This is a genomic window from Ruegeria sp. ANG-R (assembly GCF_000813985.1).
Classification (GTDB): domain Bacteria; phylum Pseudomonadota; class Alphaproteobacteria; order Rhodobacterales; family Rhodobacteraceae; genus Ruegeria.
The window spans coordinates 104323-119477 of sequence record NZ_JWLJ01000009.1 but is presented as its reverse complement, the minus strand read 5'-3'; the positions used below and the strand labels follow the sequence as shown (position 1 = coordinate 119477).

13 protein-coding genes are annotated in these 15155 nt (G+C 57.8%); 2 read left to right on the top strand and 11 right to left on the bottom strand.

Annotated features, from left to right (window positions below; all coding sequences use genetic code 11):
* Nucleotides 1–233: 233 nt before the first annotated feature.
* Nucleotides 234–1037, bottom strand: a complete 804-nt coding sequence (locus RA27_RS18025) for a Crp/Fnr family transcriptional regulator (RefSeq protein ID WP_152610738.1) — start codon at nt 1035–1037, stop codon at nt 234–236.
* A gap of 26 nt (nt 1038–1063) precedes the next feature.
* On the opposite strand from RA27_RS18025, the gene RA27_RS18020 reads away from it, so the two are divergent.
* Entirely contained in the window at nt 1064–1987 is a 924-nt protein-coding gene (locus RA27_RS18020) for a mechanosensitive ion channel family protein (protein WP_052265366.1), read from the top strand.
* Nucleotides 1984–3414: a cardiolipin synthase gene (gene cls / locus RA27_RS18015; RefSeq protein ID WP_039542285.1), complete on the top strand. Its 1431-nt coding sequence runs from the start codon at nt 1984–1986 to the stop codon at nt 3412–3414. Before RA27_RS18020 ends, cls begins: the two co-directional genes overlap by 4 nt.
* On the opposite strand, the gene RA27_RS18010 is transcribed toward cls, so the two are convergent.
* The 10 genes from RA27_RS18010 to RA27_RS17965 form a co-directional block, all read right to left on the bottom strand.
* On the bottom strand, nt 3415–5103 hold the full coding sequence (locus tag RA27_RS18010; protein ID WP_039542282.1) for a BatD family protein: 1689 nt from the start codon (nt 5101–5103) through the stop codon (nt 3415–3417). It lies immediately after the preceding gene.
* A gap of 14 nt (nt 5104–5117) precedes the next feature.
* Nucleotides 5118–7076: a VWA domain-containing protein gene (locus RA27_RS18005; RefSeq protein WP_039542280.1), complete on the bottom strand. Its 1959-nt coding sequence runs from the start codon at nt 7074–7076 to the stop codon at nt 5118–5120.
* Complete coding sequence (locus RA27_RS18000; protein WP_039542414.1) at nt 7073–8068, bottom strand: VWA domain-containing protein; 996 nt, start codon at nt 8066–8068, stop codon at nt 7073–7075. Before RA27_RS18000 ends, RA27_RS18005 begins: the two co-directional genes overlap by 4 nt.
* Complete coding sequence (locus RA27_RS23265; protein WP_052265365.1) at nt 8065–8523, bottom strand: DUF4381 domain-containing protein; 459 nt, start codon at nt 8521–8523, stop codon at nt 8065–8067. Before RA27_RS23265 ends, RA27_RS18000 begins: the two co-directional genes overlap by 4 nt.
* Complete coding sequence (locus tag RA27_RS17990) at nt 8520–9425, bottom strand: DUF58 domain-containing protein (protein ID WP_039542277.1); 906 nt, start codon at nt 9423–9425, stop codon at nt 8520–8522. Before RA27_RS17990 ends, RA27_RS23265 begins: the two co-directional genes overlap by 4 nt.
* A 10-nt stretch (nt 9426–9435) precedes the next feature.
* Nucleotides 9436–10422: a MoxR family ATPase gene (locus RA27_RS17985; protein ID WP_052265364.1), complete on the bottom strand. Its 987-nt coding sequence runs from the start codon at nt 10420–10422 to the stop codon at nt 9436–9438.
* 145 nt (nt 10423–10567) lie between these two features.
* Nucleotides 10568–12229, bottom strand: coding sequence for an ABC transporter substrate-binding protein (locus tag RA27_RS17980; protein WP_039542274.1), 1662 nt, complete (start codon nt 12227–12229; stop codon nt 10568–10570).
* A 131-nt stretch (nt 12230–12360) separates the two neighbouring features.
* On the bottom strand, nt 12361–13014 hold the full coding sequence (locus RA27_RS17975; RefSeq protein ID WP_039542271.1) for a YfdX family protein: 654 nt from the start codon (nt 13012–13014) through the stop codon (nt 12361–12363).
* Between the two features lie 82 nt (nt 13015–13096).
* A complete protein-coding gene (locus tag RA27_RS17970; RefSeq protein WP_039542268.1) occupies nt 13097–14458 on the bottom strand; it encodes a HAMP domain-containing sensor histidine kinase in 1362 nt (453 codons plus the stop codon).
* The gene (locus RA27_RS17965) at nt 14445–15122 is read right to left on the bottom strand and encodes a response regulator transcription factor (protein ID WP_039542265.1); all 678 of its coding nucleotides are present in this window, start codon (nt 15120–15122) and stop codon (nt 14445–14447) included. Before RA27_RS17965 ends, RA27_RS17970 begins: the two co-directional genes overlap by 14 nt.
* Nucleotides 15123–15155 lie beyond the last annotated feature (33 nt).

Genomic DNA, 15155 nt, shown 5'->3' with positions numbered 1-15155 from the left:
CGCTGCCTAACATGCTAGGCAAAATTCCAACCCCGTGGCGTCATTTGTTCGCGAACTAACAGATCAATCGAAGGCCCAAGTATATTGTGAACCAGCCGACAGAAGATACGGGTCGGCCCGAAATGTAAAGACTCATCGGTCGTGATTTTATCCAAGCCTCGAAATTTTAAGGGAAATCTGAACTTCAAACACAAGATCGGGTCTGCTCTGACAACAGATACAACACGCAGATTTCAAGAGTGCGTTGTTGCCGCAGCAATGTCGCGTAACGCGTCGACATCAAACACAGTTATGTGTCCGGACCGCAGATCCAACAGCCCTTGTTTGCGAAAATCCGCAATTGCGAGACTGGCAGTCGGGCGTGAACACCCGGCAAGGGTAGCAATTTCAGCCTGCGTCAATTTGAGATGGACCAGTACATGGTTGTCATCTGCTTGGCCAAAATCATCAACCAACATTGAAATGACTCGTGCAATTCTGGATGTGGCACTCCGGAAAATCAAATCCTCGGCACGGATTTCGATCCGCTGCAATCGTTTTCCAACCTGGCGTGACACGGCAAGGCTGAAATCCGGCATGGTGCCCATGAGGTCCAGAAACAGCGATTTCGGCAGTTTCAAGACACAACAATTGTCGATTGCCACGGCAAAACTCTCGCGGGAAGCGTTGTTCAGAACAGGCAGTTCGCCAAACACTTCACCAGGTTCCACAAACCCAAGTGTGAATTCTCCACCGGATTCTGTGCTACGGAAAATGCGGGTCAATCCCTTTTCCAGTATGTACACCTGCTCGGGGTCCACCTCGGGGGCGAAAATTGTTTCTTTGTTTTTGTAGAGTTTCGTCTGAGCCCGCTGCCGCAATCGGTCTTGCGCCGGTTCCGGCAGAGCATCCAACCAATTCAACGATTCTAAGTGCCAGTGCGACAACGGTTGCCCCCAATTCAGTTCAGTATTGCCCGGCGCACTCTGCCACCGTTCAAAACAGAGAGTAAACATACCTATAGCCTTATGAGACGCTAAACTGTACGTCAGATTCAAATGCGCGGGACGAGGAAGAACGACCTATGAACTTAGCCGATCTGGTATCGAAGACGTTGGAACAATGGGAAAATGCGCTGATCACATTTGCTCCTAATCTGGTTCTGGGGGTTCTCACCTTCGCCGCATTTTTTATTCTGGCTAGCCTTAGCCGCCGGATCAGTCGGCGGTTCTTCGGGAGACGCTCCACGCCACGCAAGCGTCTGGCCTCAATCGCATCAACGGTCGTCTACATTGGCATCCTGTTGTTCGGAACATTTCTTGCCATCAACGCCTTGGGCCTAGAAGACACGTTAACAAAGCTACTAGCCAGCGCCGGGGTCGTCGGGATTGTGATCGGCTTCGCGGTCAAAGACCTCACGGCCAACAGTTTCGCGGGTTTGCTGTTGAACACCCAATCACCGTTCCGGATCGGCGATTGGGTCGAGATAGATGGCACGTTTGGAACGGTCGAACGCATCGGAGCCATTACAACTGAAGTCAAGATGATGTCCGGGCAGTTGGTATTCATACCCAACCAGGTGATTTATACCGGCTCATTCAAGAATTATTCGACCTATGGGAAACGGCGCGTCACCCTAAAATCCGGTGTCTCATACGGCGATGACCTGCACAAGGTTCGCAAGGTGACACTGGATGAAATTCAAAAAATCGAAAGCGTTCTTAGAGACGAGAAAATCGATTTCTACTTTACGGGCATTGGCAGTTCCACCTTCAATTTCGAGGTACGTTTCTGGATCAAATTTACCCGCGAAACAGATTACCTGACCGCGATGAATGACGCAGTGGTAGGTATTCACGACAGGTTCGAGGCAGAATCCATTTCACTCGCTTACAACGTCACAACACTTGATTTCGGAGTAAAAGGGGGCGTCAATCTGTTTGACCAAGCCATCCAGATCTCGGACCGTCAGCACGCTGACCACTCGACAAAGGACATCGCAAAATGACGTGGATCCTTCTGTTACACATCAGCCTCGCCCTGGTCTTCACAATTCGCATCCTTCTTCGCGACGATTTTTCGCCGCCTGCACGATTGGCTTGGTTTACCGTCATCGCCATTGTTCCCTGTTTTGGCAGCGCGATTTATTTCTTGTTTGGCGAGATCGACCTGGGTCGGCACGCGGACCAAACCCACAAAGAGATTTTTCAGAACATCCGCAGCGAAGCGGAGAATTTTATGGGCGATCCCGATGGCATCTCTGAACTGATCGATCCCGTTTTTCATCCGGGGTTCTCCTACGCCAGTTCAATCAACGGCTTCTATCCGGTCGACGGAAACAGGGCCGATCTTATGGCAGATGCAGAGGAAACGCGTGAAAGACTGGTCGCGGATATCGACGCGGCAAGCGATCATGTCCACGTTCTCTACTACATCTGGCTGGCCGACAATACCGGCACCGCCGTTGCCGAAGCGCTGATCCGGGCGGCGCAGCGGGGGGTAACGTGCCGCGCCATGGCTGACGGGCTGGGGTCGAGGTTGCTGCTGAAATCCGATCTCTGGCAGCGCATGAAAGAAGCAGGTGTCACACTCGCAATTGCTTTGCCGCTTGATCGCCCGATCCACACAATCCTGACCAGCAGGCTTGATCTGCGCAATCACCGAAAGATCACCGTCATTGACGGGCGCATCACCTATTGCGGCAGCCGAAACTCCGCTGATCCAGAGTTCCTGATCAAGGCAAAATACGCTCCTTGGGTCGATATCATGCTGCGGTTCGAGGGTCCGGTTGTTGCACAAAACCAGCTGCTGTTTGCCAGCGATTGGATGCAGGCAACGGGTGAAGATCTCAGCGCTTTTGAACTGATATCCGAACCTGTCAAAAACGGATTTCCGGCACAGGTCATGGGGGACGGCCCCACAGAGCGCCGGGGCGCAACACCACAGTTGTTTTCAACCCTGATAGCCTGCGCGCAAAAAGAACTCACCTTATCGACTCCGTACTTCGTACCGGATGCCACTGTTCTCGAAGCGTTATGCGCCGCCGCGCATCGCGGGGTACGGGTCGAGTTGATTTTTCCCAAGGTGAATGACAGCTGGATCGTTGCTGCCGCCAGCCGCAGCTATTACCGCAAATTGCTAGAGGCAGGCTGCAGAATACAGGAGTTCAATGGCGGTCTCCTCCATGCCAAAACACTGACAATCGACGGAAAGGTCAGCCTGATCGGATCGTCGAACCTCGACCTACGCAGTTTCGACCTGAACTACGAAAACAACATTCTGCTTCAGGACGTGGACACAACCGCCACCATCTATCAGCGGCAGCAGAACTATGTTTCGCGATCAACACCCGTGGCGTTGTCGCAGGTGCGGGCGTGGCCCCGACACCTGCGTATCTGGCACAATGTAATCGCCACCATTGGCCCGGTTCTCTGATCAGGACGCCGGGTAGAGCGGTGCCAGGTGCTTTTGCTTCTTAAACGGTTTGATCGCGCCTGAGGTTTTCCGCGGAAGTACGCGTTTCAGCATCGCGTTCAGGTCCGGCCTTGCACCCTTGGCATCCCTGGCGAAGGCGAGGCGTTCGAACTCGGCGATCACCTCTCCCAGTTCCGCCGGATCGGCCTGACCGGGATTAGCCTTCAGCGCCAGCAAGGCTTGATAAAAGCCAGCCTGGTCACCGCTGTGGGCGCAACGGCGCAAGGTAAGGGTTTGGTCCTCAAACTTCTCGGCTGTATTCGAGCTGCGCGTTTTGCGCCAATACCAGACAAAGATACCGAACGCGGCAAAAACGACCGCCAGCGCCCCTGCCCATAAGCGTGACATCGGCATAGCGGTTGCTGCCTGCGCGGGCACGGCTGCGACGTCTGTATCAGCCGGCCCCGTGCTGGCCGCGCCAGACACCGGTACTGAGCCCTCGACCTCAATCGACAAGGCGGGCAGTGTCGCGGTTTCCGTCTGGTCGGTTTCGGTGTTCAGCCACTCGACCGAAATCTCTGGCAATGTCACCTGACCACCACGGGTCGGTACGACAGATATCTGAAAATCCCGGCGCGCCACGGTACCATCGGCTGTCGGAACCATTTCGGTCTGCGTGTCGTCAAGATAGAGCCGCGCGCCATCCGGTTCTGCGAAAGTCAGATCAGGCAACTGTTCTGGACGAGCGCCCAACGCCAGAAGACTGATCCGACGGGTGACAGCTTCGCCCTCGCGGAAGGACGGGTTTTCAGGCTGCCACGCGGCCTCGATCTGAACGGCTTTTGCAGGCAGGAACCAGCCAGACGTGCCGGTCCCCGGGTTGGCCAGAACATCCAGCGTGATTGCATCCGACCGCGCGCTAAAGGGTTTGCCAGAGTTGAACATACTGCCAAAGGGCGAACCCTGCATCATCTGCTGCATCATCGACGAGCCAAACCCGAAATCGGCAAACGGGTCACGGCGCGCGTTCGGGTCTGCTACGGTCCCGCGCAGAGTAAAGGGCGCAAGTGTCAGCGTGCCCTCGGTCTGCGGGCGCAGCAGATAGCTGCGTTCGATCACATTTACCGGCTGGCCATTCCGTGTGATCTGCGAGGATCGGTCCTGCCCGGTTTGCGTCAGTTCGAAGTCGCCGTTCGGCGCGATCAGTTCGGCGCGCTGCAACGGCACCTGCGTTTCGATGCGCACCGTCAGCGGAATTTCCTGAAAGACATAGTGGGAGCCATCGTCGATCGTAGCTGCAACCGAGATGCCACCCGCGCCCTGCGATTTCGGCAACTGGCTGGCATCGACCACGTTCAGCGTAATCGGATCACTGGTCAATGTGCCCGCCGACAGGCTTGGAATGGTCAACTGCCCCTTGGTTTTCGGGGACAGCGTCACGATCCAGCTGACACTTTGCGAGGTTCGTCCATTGATGATCTGCGTCTGCGACGATTGCGAAGTGCCCAGCATGTTGAAGTCAGTCGACAGAGGAGACAGGTCCGGCGCAGCACCGCCCTGTCCGTCTGCGGTCAGCACCAACTGGAGCTGATCCCCTTCGGCCACCTGGGTCGTGTTGACCCGCGCCAACAAACCGTCCGCGTAGGCGCCCGAGGCCACGGCGATACCGATCAATGCGGCGGCGATACTGGATTTGATCACGTATTTCATCGACTTATCCTTGATCAGTTTCTGGCGCGAGCCTGAGCATAGTGCTGACGGATACGGGCGCGCAGCAATCCAGATGGATCGTCCGGCACGCGGCGCAACTGCTGTTCGACCGCCTGATTGATCGGTTGCGCACCGGGCACCGAAGCCTCGACCGCCTCTTGCGGCTCTTCCCCGGATTGGTCGCCCAACAGATCTGACAGCAAGTTGGACAGACCGGACTCCTCGTCCCTGTCCTGAGCTTGTTCAGCGTCGGCGGTTTGCTCAGCGGTCTCATCACCCGCTTCCGCCTGCTGTTGCTCGGGCTGCGCTTCGTCACCGGCTTGCTCGTCGGCGCTGTCCTGCTTGCCTGCGTCTGCCTGCTGCTCTTGCTGATCGGTTTCACTGCCGCCTTGTTGCTCCTGAGCGTTCTGCTCTGCGCCGGACTGCTCTTGTTGCTGGCCAGGCTGCTGGTCCTGCTGGCCGCCCTGATCCTGCTGCTGAGGCTGGCCTTCACCGCCCTGCTGCTGGTCCTGCGATTGTTGCTGCTCTTGCTGTTGCTGGTCCTGAGACTGCTGTTGATCTTGCGACTGTTGTTGGTCCTGCTGCTGCTCTTGCTGTTTCTGCTGTTCCAGCAACTTGGCAATCAGATCGCGGTTGAACTGCGCATCTTCATCATCAGGTGCGACCTCAAGTGCCGCGTCATACGCCGCCAGCGCCTCTTGGAATTGCCCCCCTTTGGCCAAAGCGTTACCGAGATTGTAGTTATCATCGGCGAAACCTTCAGCGGCGCTAGCATAATCCCCGGCGCGGTAATCGGCGGACGCTTTCCAATCGGACGCGTCAAACAGAGCGGCCGCATCATCAAAGCGCGCTTCATCAAAGGCCGATTGCCCTTGTTGGTTCGGCGTAGCCCAGAGGTCATCCCACGTATCGGCCCGCACCGATCCGGGCTGCATGACAACCCCGGCGGCAAACAGCGACAGCGACAGGATCAGACCACGGCGGAAGGCGAACGGCATCAGAAGAACCGGCAGGATCAGCAGCCAATAGCCCATGTCGACCCATGTATCGGCCTGAAAATCCTGACGATCCCCGGCAGCAACCTGCCCGTCCGAGCCAAGAGGCAGCAGTTCGTTCAGGTCCGCATTGCCCGGGGTGATCATAGTGAACACCCCGTCGCCTGCGCTGGCAATCTGTTCCAGCTCATCCTTCGACAGATGCGTAATGAAGGTCTGACCGTCCTGCGATGCGATGGCCCGGCCATCCGCCGTTTGCAGGATCGCGCCCTCTTCTGTGCCTGCCGCCAGAACCGAGACCTCAAATCCGGCACGCGCCGCCGCGCGGGCGGCTGTGATACTGGCCTCGGGGTCGTTGCCCGCATCGTCTGCGATAACGATGATCCGCCCGCTAGGCGCGTTGCCGCGTTCCAGCATGGCTTGCGCTTCACCAATCGCCAGATCCAGACGGTTGCCCAGAACAGGCATCAGGGATGTCGACAACTCGGGCAGCATCTGCTCGATCACTTTCGGGTCGCTGGTCAGTGGTGCTGCAACGAACGGCGCATCTGAATAGATTACGAGCCCGCGCTCATCCCCCTGCGTTCGCTGCAGGATATCGCGCAGCTTGTGGACCGAGCGTTTCAGGCGGGTCGGCGTCAGGTCATTCGCATTCATCGACTGGGCAAGGCTCAACACAGCCACGACCGGCTCGCCGCCTTCGAACGAGGGCACTTCGCTTTTCTCCCATGTCGGTCCTGCGATGGCCAGAATGGTCACAATGACAGCTGCAAACCCGGCAACCGGCACCAGCAACGACCGTTTGGCCGTTGCCCCGCTGATCGCAAGGTGTTGCAACAGATGCGCGTCCACCAGCTTGGCCCAGCCGTTTGCGGCATCGCCATCGCGGTTGCGCAGGACCAGCCATCCAAGCGCTGCGGCGGGCAGGATCGCCCAAAGCCATTCGGGGCGCAGGAAATGAAACGCGGCAAAGCTCATGATTGCACTCCTTGCGGATGCTTGCGATTAAAAGACAGACCGCGCGATAACGACGGCCACAAGGTCATCAGGACAAACAGGCCAGCCAGGATCAGCGCCGCAGCTGCGGGCCAATAATACAGCGCCACCTCAGGCCGGACATGCAGCGGATCGCCCGACACAGGCTCCAGCCGGTCAATGGCGCGATAGATCTGAGCCAGACCTTGCACATCGGTGGCGCGGAAGTACTCACCACCCGTCAGGTTGGCAATCTGCCGCAATGCGCCCTCGTCCAGATCACGGGAATAGCCCGAGCCGACGCCGATCGTGTAGATTCGAATGCCCAGCTCCTGCGCCAGTCGAGCGGCCTTGATCGGGTCCATGACACCTTCGTTGTTGGCTCCGTCGGTCAACAGAACCAGCACGCGGCCCTCTTCGGGACGGTCTTTCAGACGCTTGATCGACACGGCGATGGCATCGCCAATGGCGGTCTTCTGCCCGGTCAGACCCACCTGCGCCTGATCCAGCAACTGCCGCACCACATCACGGTCGAAGGTCAGCGGGGCCTGCAGATACGCCCGGTCCGAGAACAGAACGAGGCCCACCCGGTCGCCTTCTCGGCGTTCGACAAAGTCATCTGCGGCCTCTTTCACCACACCCAAACGGGTTGTCGGGCGACCGTTCACTGCAAAGTCGCGCTCATCCATCGAACCCGACAGGTCAATCGCCATCATTACGTCGCGGCCTTCGGCAGGCAACGGGATTTCGGGGCCAACATAGGCCGGACGGGCCAGAGCCGTCACCAGAAGCGCCCAGATCAACGACGCAAATAGCAGCTTCCAAACCGGGGCTTTCTGCGCGGTGTTCCCCTGCCCCGCCTGTTGGCGCAACGCGGCGAAGAATGGCACTTTCAGCGAACCGCCCAAGCCCGGATCAACCGGTTTCAGGAATCGGCGCGCGACGAAGGGCAGTGGTAGCAGAACAAAAGCCAAAGGCCAGAGAAACGTGATCATGCGTGCCTCCTGATCCATTGGGCGGCGGCGCTGCGCAGGGCGGCAACATCGGTGCTGTCGGACAACGGTTGTGCGTAGGGTGATAAAGCCAGCTTGTCGGCCATCTCGCGCGCCATTCCGTGATCGGCCAGAAACCCGGCCCAGCCCGCGTCCTGCAATTGGCCCGCTGTCTTGTCATGGGTGATCGCAACCCGGCGCAGCAGGACCGAGACGCAGATGGCAAAGCTCGACGGATCATCGACGGGGATCTGCTCCAATTCCCGCAGGGCCAGATAGCGCGTGGTGTATTTCCGCAGGACGCTCCATACCATCACGGCCAGTATCGCCGCACACAGAACGGCCAGCGCGATCCACCACCCGGGGGCCAGCGGCCACCAGCCAATGGGTTCGGGCAGGCGGATATCACGCAGCTGTTCGAGCTGCGCCAAAATATCCGGGGACATCTCGGGGGTCATGCCGCGCTCCTGTTTTGAGGGGTCTGGTAAAGAATCTGCGCCGGATCATCGCTGGTTTGCAGGTGATGCAGCGCCATCGCGTTCTGACGGGATACCTGCGACAGACGGGCCTGCCGTGCCGCATAGTGGTCAGCATAGGCCTGCAGATCACCCTTACCGATTGAACTGAGAGACGTCGCTGTATGCCCGTCACTGATCCGGCCGCCATTGGGCGGCAGTGCCACATCCAGCGGGTCGGATATCTGGATATTGGTCACATGCGCCGTATTAGACAGGCGGCGCAGCTCTTTCGCCGCACTATCATCGAAATCGTTGAAGTCGCTGATGACAAAGGCAAGGGTCCCCGGTCGGCAAACGCGACGCAGGCGGCGAATTCCCTTGGCAAGCGTGACCTCTGCCTGTGGGGCTATTTCGGGATCGGTCTGTTCGGCGATCTTCTCAAGAAACCGCAGCACAGCGCGGCGCGTGCGTTCGGCGCGGAAATCCATGACGCCGTCGCGGGTCAGAACCAAACCACCCACCCGGTCGCCACCGTCATGGCCGACCCAGGCCAGCATCGCGGCGATTTCCGCAGCGAGATTGGATTTGAACCGCACACGGGTGCCGAACTGCATCATCGCGCGCAGGTCCAACAGGATGTGGACGGGGCGCTCGCGCTCTTCTTGAAACAGCTTGGTATGCGCGTGGCCAGTCCGGGCGGTAACGCGCCAGTCAATGGATTTCACGTCATCGCCGGGCTGATAGGCCCGCGATTCCGCAAATTCCATGCCCCGTCCACGGAAAATCGACCGGTTCGCGCCCCATTGATGGGTCGAGACCCGACCAGAGGGCGCGAACCCGGTGAGGCCGCGCGGGGGACGTGCGCGGACCAGCTCGGGAAGTGATATCGAGATGCCTTGCATGGCCTGTGCCTCAGCTGACCGGAACCCGGTTGATCAGGGCATCAATGAACCCGTCGGCGGTTTTGCCATCGGCTTCGGCCTCAAAGCTCAGGATCACCCGATGACGCAGGACATCATGCAGAACGGCCTGAACATCCGAAGGCGTCACGAAATCCGATCCACGCATCCAGGCATGAACACGGGCGCAACGGTCCAGTGCGATGGTGCTGCGCGGGCTGGCCCCGTAGGCGATCATCTGAGTCAGATCTTCACCGTAGGCTTCGGGGCGACGGGTCGCCTGGATCAGCTGGACGATATATTCGATCAGCGCATCCGAAGCGTAGGTTTGCATCGCCTCTTTACGGGCCTCGAATATCTCGGCGACCGAGACCATGCGCTCAGGTGCGGGTGCTTCACCGGCGGCCTCACCGCGCACGATGCGAAGAATTTCACGTTCGGCATCGGCCGAGGGATAATCGATTTTGACGTGCAGCAGGAAGCGGTCCAGCTGAGCTTCGGGCAGCGGATAGGTACCTTCCTGCTCGATCGGGTTCTGGGTCGCCATGACCATGAACAGATCGGGCAATTTGTATGTGGTGCCGCCAACGGTGACTTGACGTTCGGCCATCGCCTCAAGCAGGGCCGACTGTACCTTGGCAGGCGCGCGGTTGATCTCATCCGCCAGGATCAGGTTGTGAAACAGCGGGCCGGACTGGAACTCGAACGTACCTTGTTCGGGGCGGAAAATATCGGTGCCGGTCAGGTCGCTGGGCAGCAGGTCCGGCGTGAACTGAATGCGGCGTGCATCGCAGTCGATGGTTTCGGCCAGAGCGTTAACAGCTTTGGTCTTGGCCAGGCCCGGCGCGCCTTCCAGCAGGATATGCCCGTCCGCAAACAAGGCGAGCAGCAGGCGGTCAACAAACCCTTCTTGCCCAACAATTCGCGCATTCATGTGCGACTTCAGATAGGTGACCAGATCGTTGCCGCTGGCCGTTTGAATGTTGACGACTTGGTTCATTTCAGTCTCCTAAAGATTAGTACGCTTTGCGGGCCATCCCCGGTATCCCGCAAAGCGCTCTTTCCGTGAGTGAGTGTTTGACTCCGGACAGATGGTTTCGTGAGTGGCCCCGACAGAGGGGCAGCAGCTGTTAATGACCGCTGAGTTAAGCTTTCCATCCCCATTTGTAGTGATGGTGTTCAAAGGCGGGGTGCATTCCGGTTTCGGTCAGACCCTCGACCATGAACCGGTAGAGCGAACGCCAGTACGGCTGGATGGTTACGCCTTCTTCCTGAATCAGCTCTTCCATCTTTTTTGCGACAACACGGCGCTTGTCGGCATCCGCTATGGTAAGGGCCTCGGCCAGCAGCGCGTCAAACTCGGCGTTCTCCCAACCAAATTCGTTCCATGCCTCGCCTGACTTGTAGGCCAGCGCGTGAATCTGGACGCCGAGCGGGCGATGGTTCCAGTTGGTCGAACTGAACGGATACTTGACCCAATCGTTCCAGAACGTGGCACCCGGCAGGACAGTTCGTTTCACCTTGATCCCGGCATCGCGCAATTGAGCGGCAACCGCATCGGCCGTATTCCGGCGCCAGTCATCATCGATTGAAAAAAGCTCGTGCTCATAATCGCCCATTCCGGCCTCATCCATCAACGCCTTTGCGGCTTTGGGATCGAACGGCATCGGTGGTAGCGGTGCAAACTCTGGGTGCAGCGGGCCGACATGGTGATTTTCCGCTGTCTCGCCACGATTGCTGTATCCCAGCTCCAGCAAGACTGCGTTGCTTACAGCCATCTGAATGGCTCTGCGCACGCGCTTATCAGCGTAGGGTTTGATGCCATTCACTTCAGCCTGCTGGTTCGGGCGAATGACGATCGTGCTCATGGTCAGAACTTCTGACTTCTCGTAGCCCAACCCTTCCAGAACATCGATGAACTCGCCTACCGCCTGGTGCAGCATGTCCACATCGCCGGAATCCAGCGCAGCCAGCCATGCTGCCGGATCGGTGCCATAATCAATGTACTCGATCTTCTCCAGGGCGGGTTTGCCGAATACGTCATTGCCCCACCAGGGATGGGCATCATTGCGCACCAGAGTGCATTTGACACCTACTTCGAAGTCCTCGATCAGATAAGGGCCTGTACCAACGGCACCTTTGACATTGTTTGCATCGAAGGATTCGTGAACAATCGCGGCGGGGTAATCCGACATACCGGCGATAAGGGAAATATCGGGCTCCGGGAGGTTCAGCTTGACAGTATGAGCGTCAATGACCTGGACCATATCCGGATTGGCTTTGTTCAGATCCGGATCTACCAGAACAGCAAAGCGACCGGCCATAGAGTTGCCTTCGACATCTTTGTCTGTCCAGGATCGGATGTTGCGCGCGACATCCTGGGCGGTGAAGTCATCACCATTGTTCCATTTTACACCCTTGCGGACATGCAAAGTGTATTCGGTTGCACCTTCGTTGATTTCCCAACCCTCAAGCAACATCGGGGTCAGCGAGCCGTCTGCGTTGTATTGAACAAGGTATTCAAGCGTTCCGCGCGTGATATTGCCCATTTCCGACCAATCGTAGGTGCGGGGGTCTTTCAATGCGCGAACGTTCATCTGCACACGCAAAACGCCGCCATCTTTCTTTGGCGCATCCGCGGCTGCCGGCGTCGGAAGGCCAATCATCCCATACGCTGCCGCAGCGGTTACGCCCAATCCGGTTGCCCGCGTCAGGAACTCACGCCGGCTGAGCTTACCCGCCGCGTATTCTTCAGCGTGCATTTTCGCCGCCCAGTGAACCATGTGGTTGGATGTTTCATGTCCCATGATGATCTCCCTTTCGTCCCTCAGGTCGTTGGATGGCGCGTGAAAGCTTTTCAGAATGCATAACTGTGAATTTGTGCGCCCCGCACAGAGGTGGTGAAGTCTTGCGGGGCGCGGGCCTAGTGAGTGGCCGGTTATCCGGTGAGGATTTCAGACAGCGGATATCCCTGCGCAGGCAATCCGCCCGGCTGGTAATCCTGAACTTCGATTGATGTTTCGACGGATTTCAAAGCCATGTTTGCTTTGTGAATCTGGCCTGCCTCGATATCCGCAATGGCCTGATCCAGTTGGCTCGCAGCTTTGCCCACCGGCAACATGACGACCTTGATATCCAACTCGATTCCGGCATCGTTCATGACAGAGATGGCTTCGTCGACCTGACCGTTCTGGATCAGGGCTCCGGCCTCGTTGATAACGGGCGCATGTTGGTCTGTGGGCTGGAAGCCATCCTTGAATTGCAGACCACTATCGACCGGAAGCGCAAAACCGCCATTGGCATCCAGCTTCACCGCGTACTCGGCCGCGCGATCGTTGATCTGGTCGTGCGAAGCAGCAATCATTTCTTTGGCCAGATCGATGTTTCCATCAAACAGAGCCAGACGTGCGGCACGAACGCCGTCCAGAATATGTTTGCCGTTTTCCGGAATCTGAATGCTCTGACCGGCAACCTGTGTTGCCTGTTCGGTTTCAGCAGCGGTCTCCGAAGCGGCGCTGGCGATCTGGGCAACACCGGTTGTTGCAAGTGCGGCTGCAACCACTGCAGCAACGAATTTCGAATTGGGCTTCATCTGCTTCTCCTTGTCATCCGCAGTCAGTTCCGCGGCTGACAGAGAGGTAATGCACCGATTTTACCTGTGCCTGAGATGAAGTTTAAAGATTCTTGAAGTTCGGAAACTGGATTGAAACCCGCAATCCGGGCTCTGCGTCTTCAAGCGACAGGATCGCGTCGTGACGGTCTACAACCGCCCGCACAAGCGCCAGACCAAGACCGCTGCCTGGCGTGGTTCTGGCAGCATCCAGCCGAACGAAGGCTTGCAGAACCCGGTCCCGGTCTCCCGCTGGAATGCCGGGGCCGGTATCGCTGACAGACAGGATCGGACCGGCGTCATCATTGATAGAACTGACCTGAATTTCCGCCCCCTCGCCCGCATGAGCCGAGGCATTCACAACCAGATTGACAAGCGCTTGCTTCAACATCCCGGCATCGGCCAATACCGTTACGGCCTGCGTATTCATGGTCAACGACTGGCCCCGCTCCTCCGTCATCGGCTGCATGAAATCCGTGACCTGCACGACGACATCCCGCAAGTTGACCGGTTTCATCCGATCATTGTTTCGATCCGCTTCGATCCGGGAAATTCGCAGCATGGTGTCAAAGATTGAATTCAAAGATTCCGCCTCGGACAGGGCGGCATCGATTTTCTGGCCGGGGTCCCTGCCCTGCGCGCTTTCATCGGCAATCTCATGCAGCGCGATCTGAAGGTGAGACAGCGGCGTTTTCAGGTCATGCGCAATGGCCGACGCCGTCGATTTCATCCCGGTCACGAGCCGTGTCAGCCGGTCCAGATTATGATTAACCCGAATTGCAACCCGATCAAACTCGTCGTTTCGGTCATAGACCGGCAGCCGCGCGCCGATATCACCTTCGGACACCTGCGCCAGAACGTGATCCATCTCGCGCAAACGACTCATCGATATGCGGCTGGCCCAGAACCCCAACGCCAGGATACCAACAGCGTTGACAAGAGCGAACAGGAACAACCCGCCAGTCAGACGCATCACGGCCAGACGGATCGGATCACCACTCCGCCCGACGATCAGCGTCAGATCATCCAGTTTGCGTACATTCAGATAATGTTCGCCTTCGATACGCCCTTCGCTCAGCGTATCCAGGTCCCGTTTGGCCACCCCGACAAAATCGGGTGCAATCGAAATTGGACCGGTCAGTGTAAATCCGCTTTCGTCAAGTAACGAAGTTACCCGTTCCCCCGGGGCCGATACCCGCTCCATTTGCGTAAGGGTGGCAACCAGCCCGGTCCGACCTTCGGCGTCGAATATGTCGCCCAGCAAAAGGCTTTCACCTTCATTCTGCCCATGAACCTCGCTGACCAGCGTATTTTCGAGAACCCGAACCAAGGCCCATCCCGCCAGCGCAACCATCGCCAGAAACAGGCCCGTGACCCGCACTGCAACCTTAAACGGCTGGCCGCGAAATATCTCACCGAGGGGCACGGATCGTGTACCCCATGTTTCGGACTGTGTGGATCAGGGCGGCATCAAACGGCTTGTCGATCTTTTGCCGCAACTTGCTTATGTGGGTCTCGACAATAGTGGTTCCTGGATCGAACGAAAAATCCCAGACCTTCTCCAGGATCATGGTGCGGCTGATAACCCGGCCCGGATGCTCCATCAACAGATGCAGCAGCGCAAACTCCTTGTTCAGCAATTCAATTGTCTGTCCTTGCCGTTCAGCTGTCCGCGAAAGCAGATCAAGCCGAAGGTCATGCACCTGAAGGATTGGGTCCTGCGCGGCATGTTTGGGCCGGCGTCCGAGAACTGTGATCCGGGCCAGCAACTCCGAGAAATGAAACGGCTTGACCATATAGTCGTCACCGCCCGCCAAGAGCCCCTCGACACGGTCATCCACATCGGAAAGCGCCGTCAGGAAAATAATCGGCAACTCGCTTTTGGCAGCCCGCAACGCCTTGACGACTGACAAACCGTCCATGCCGGGTAGCATCCTGTCGACAACGGCAAGATCCACGTTGTTGTACAAGCAGTAGGTCAGCGCCTCGCGCCCGTCTTTAACCCAATCGACGACGTACCCGTTTTCGATCAGCCCCTTACGGATATATTCGGCCGATTTAGCGTCGTCTTCTGCCAAAAGTACTTTCATGTCAGCTTGATATGCCAAATCCGGCGGTTCGGA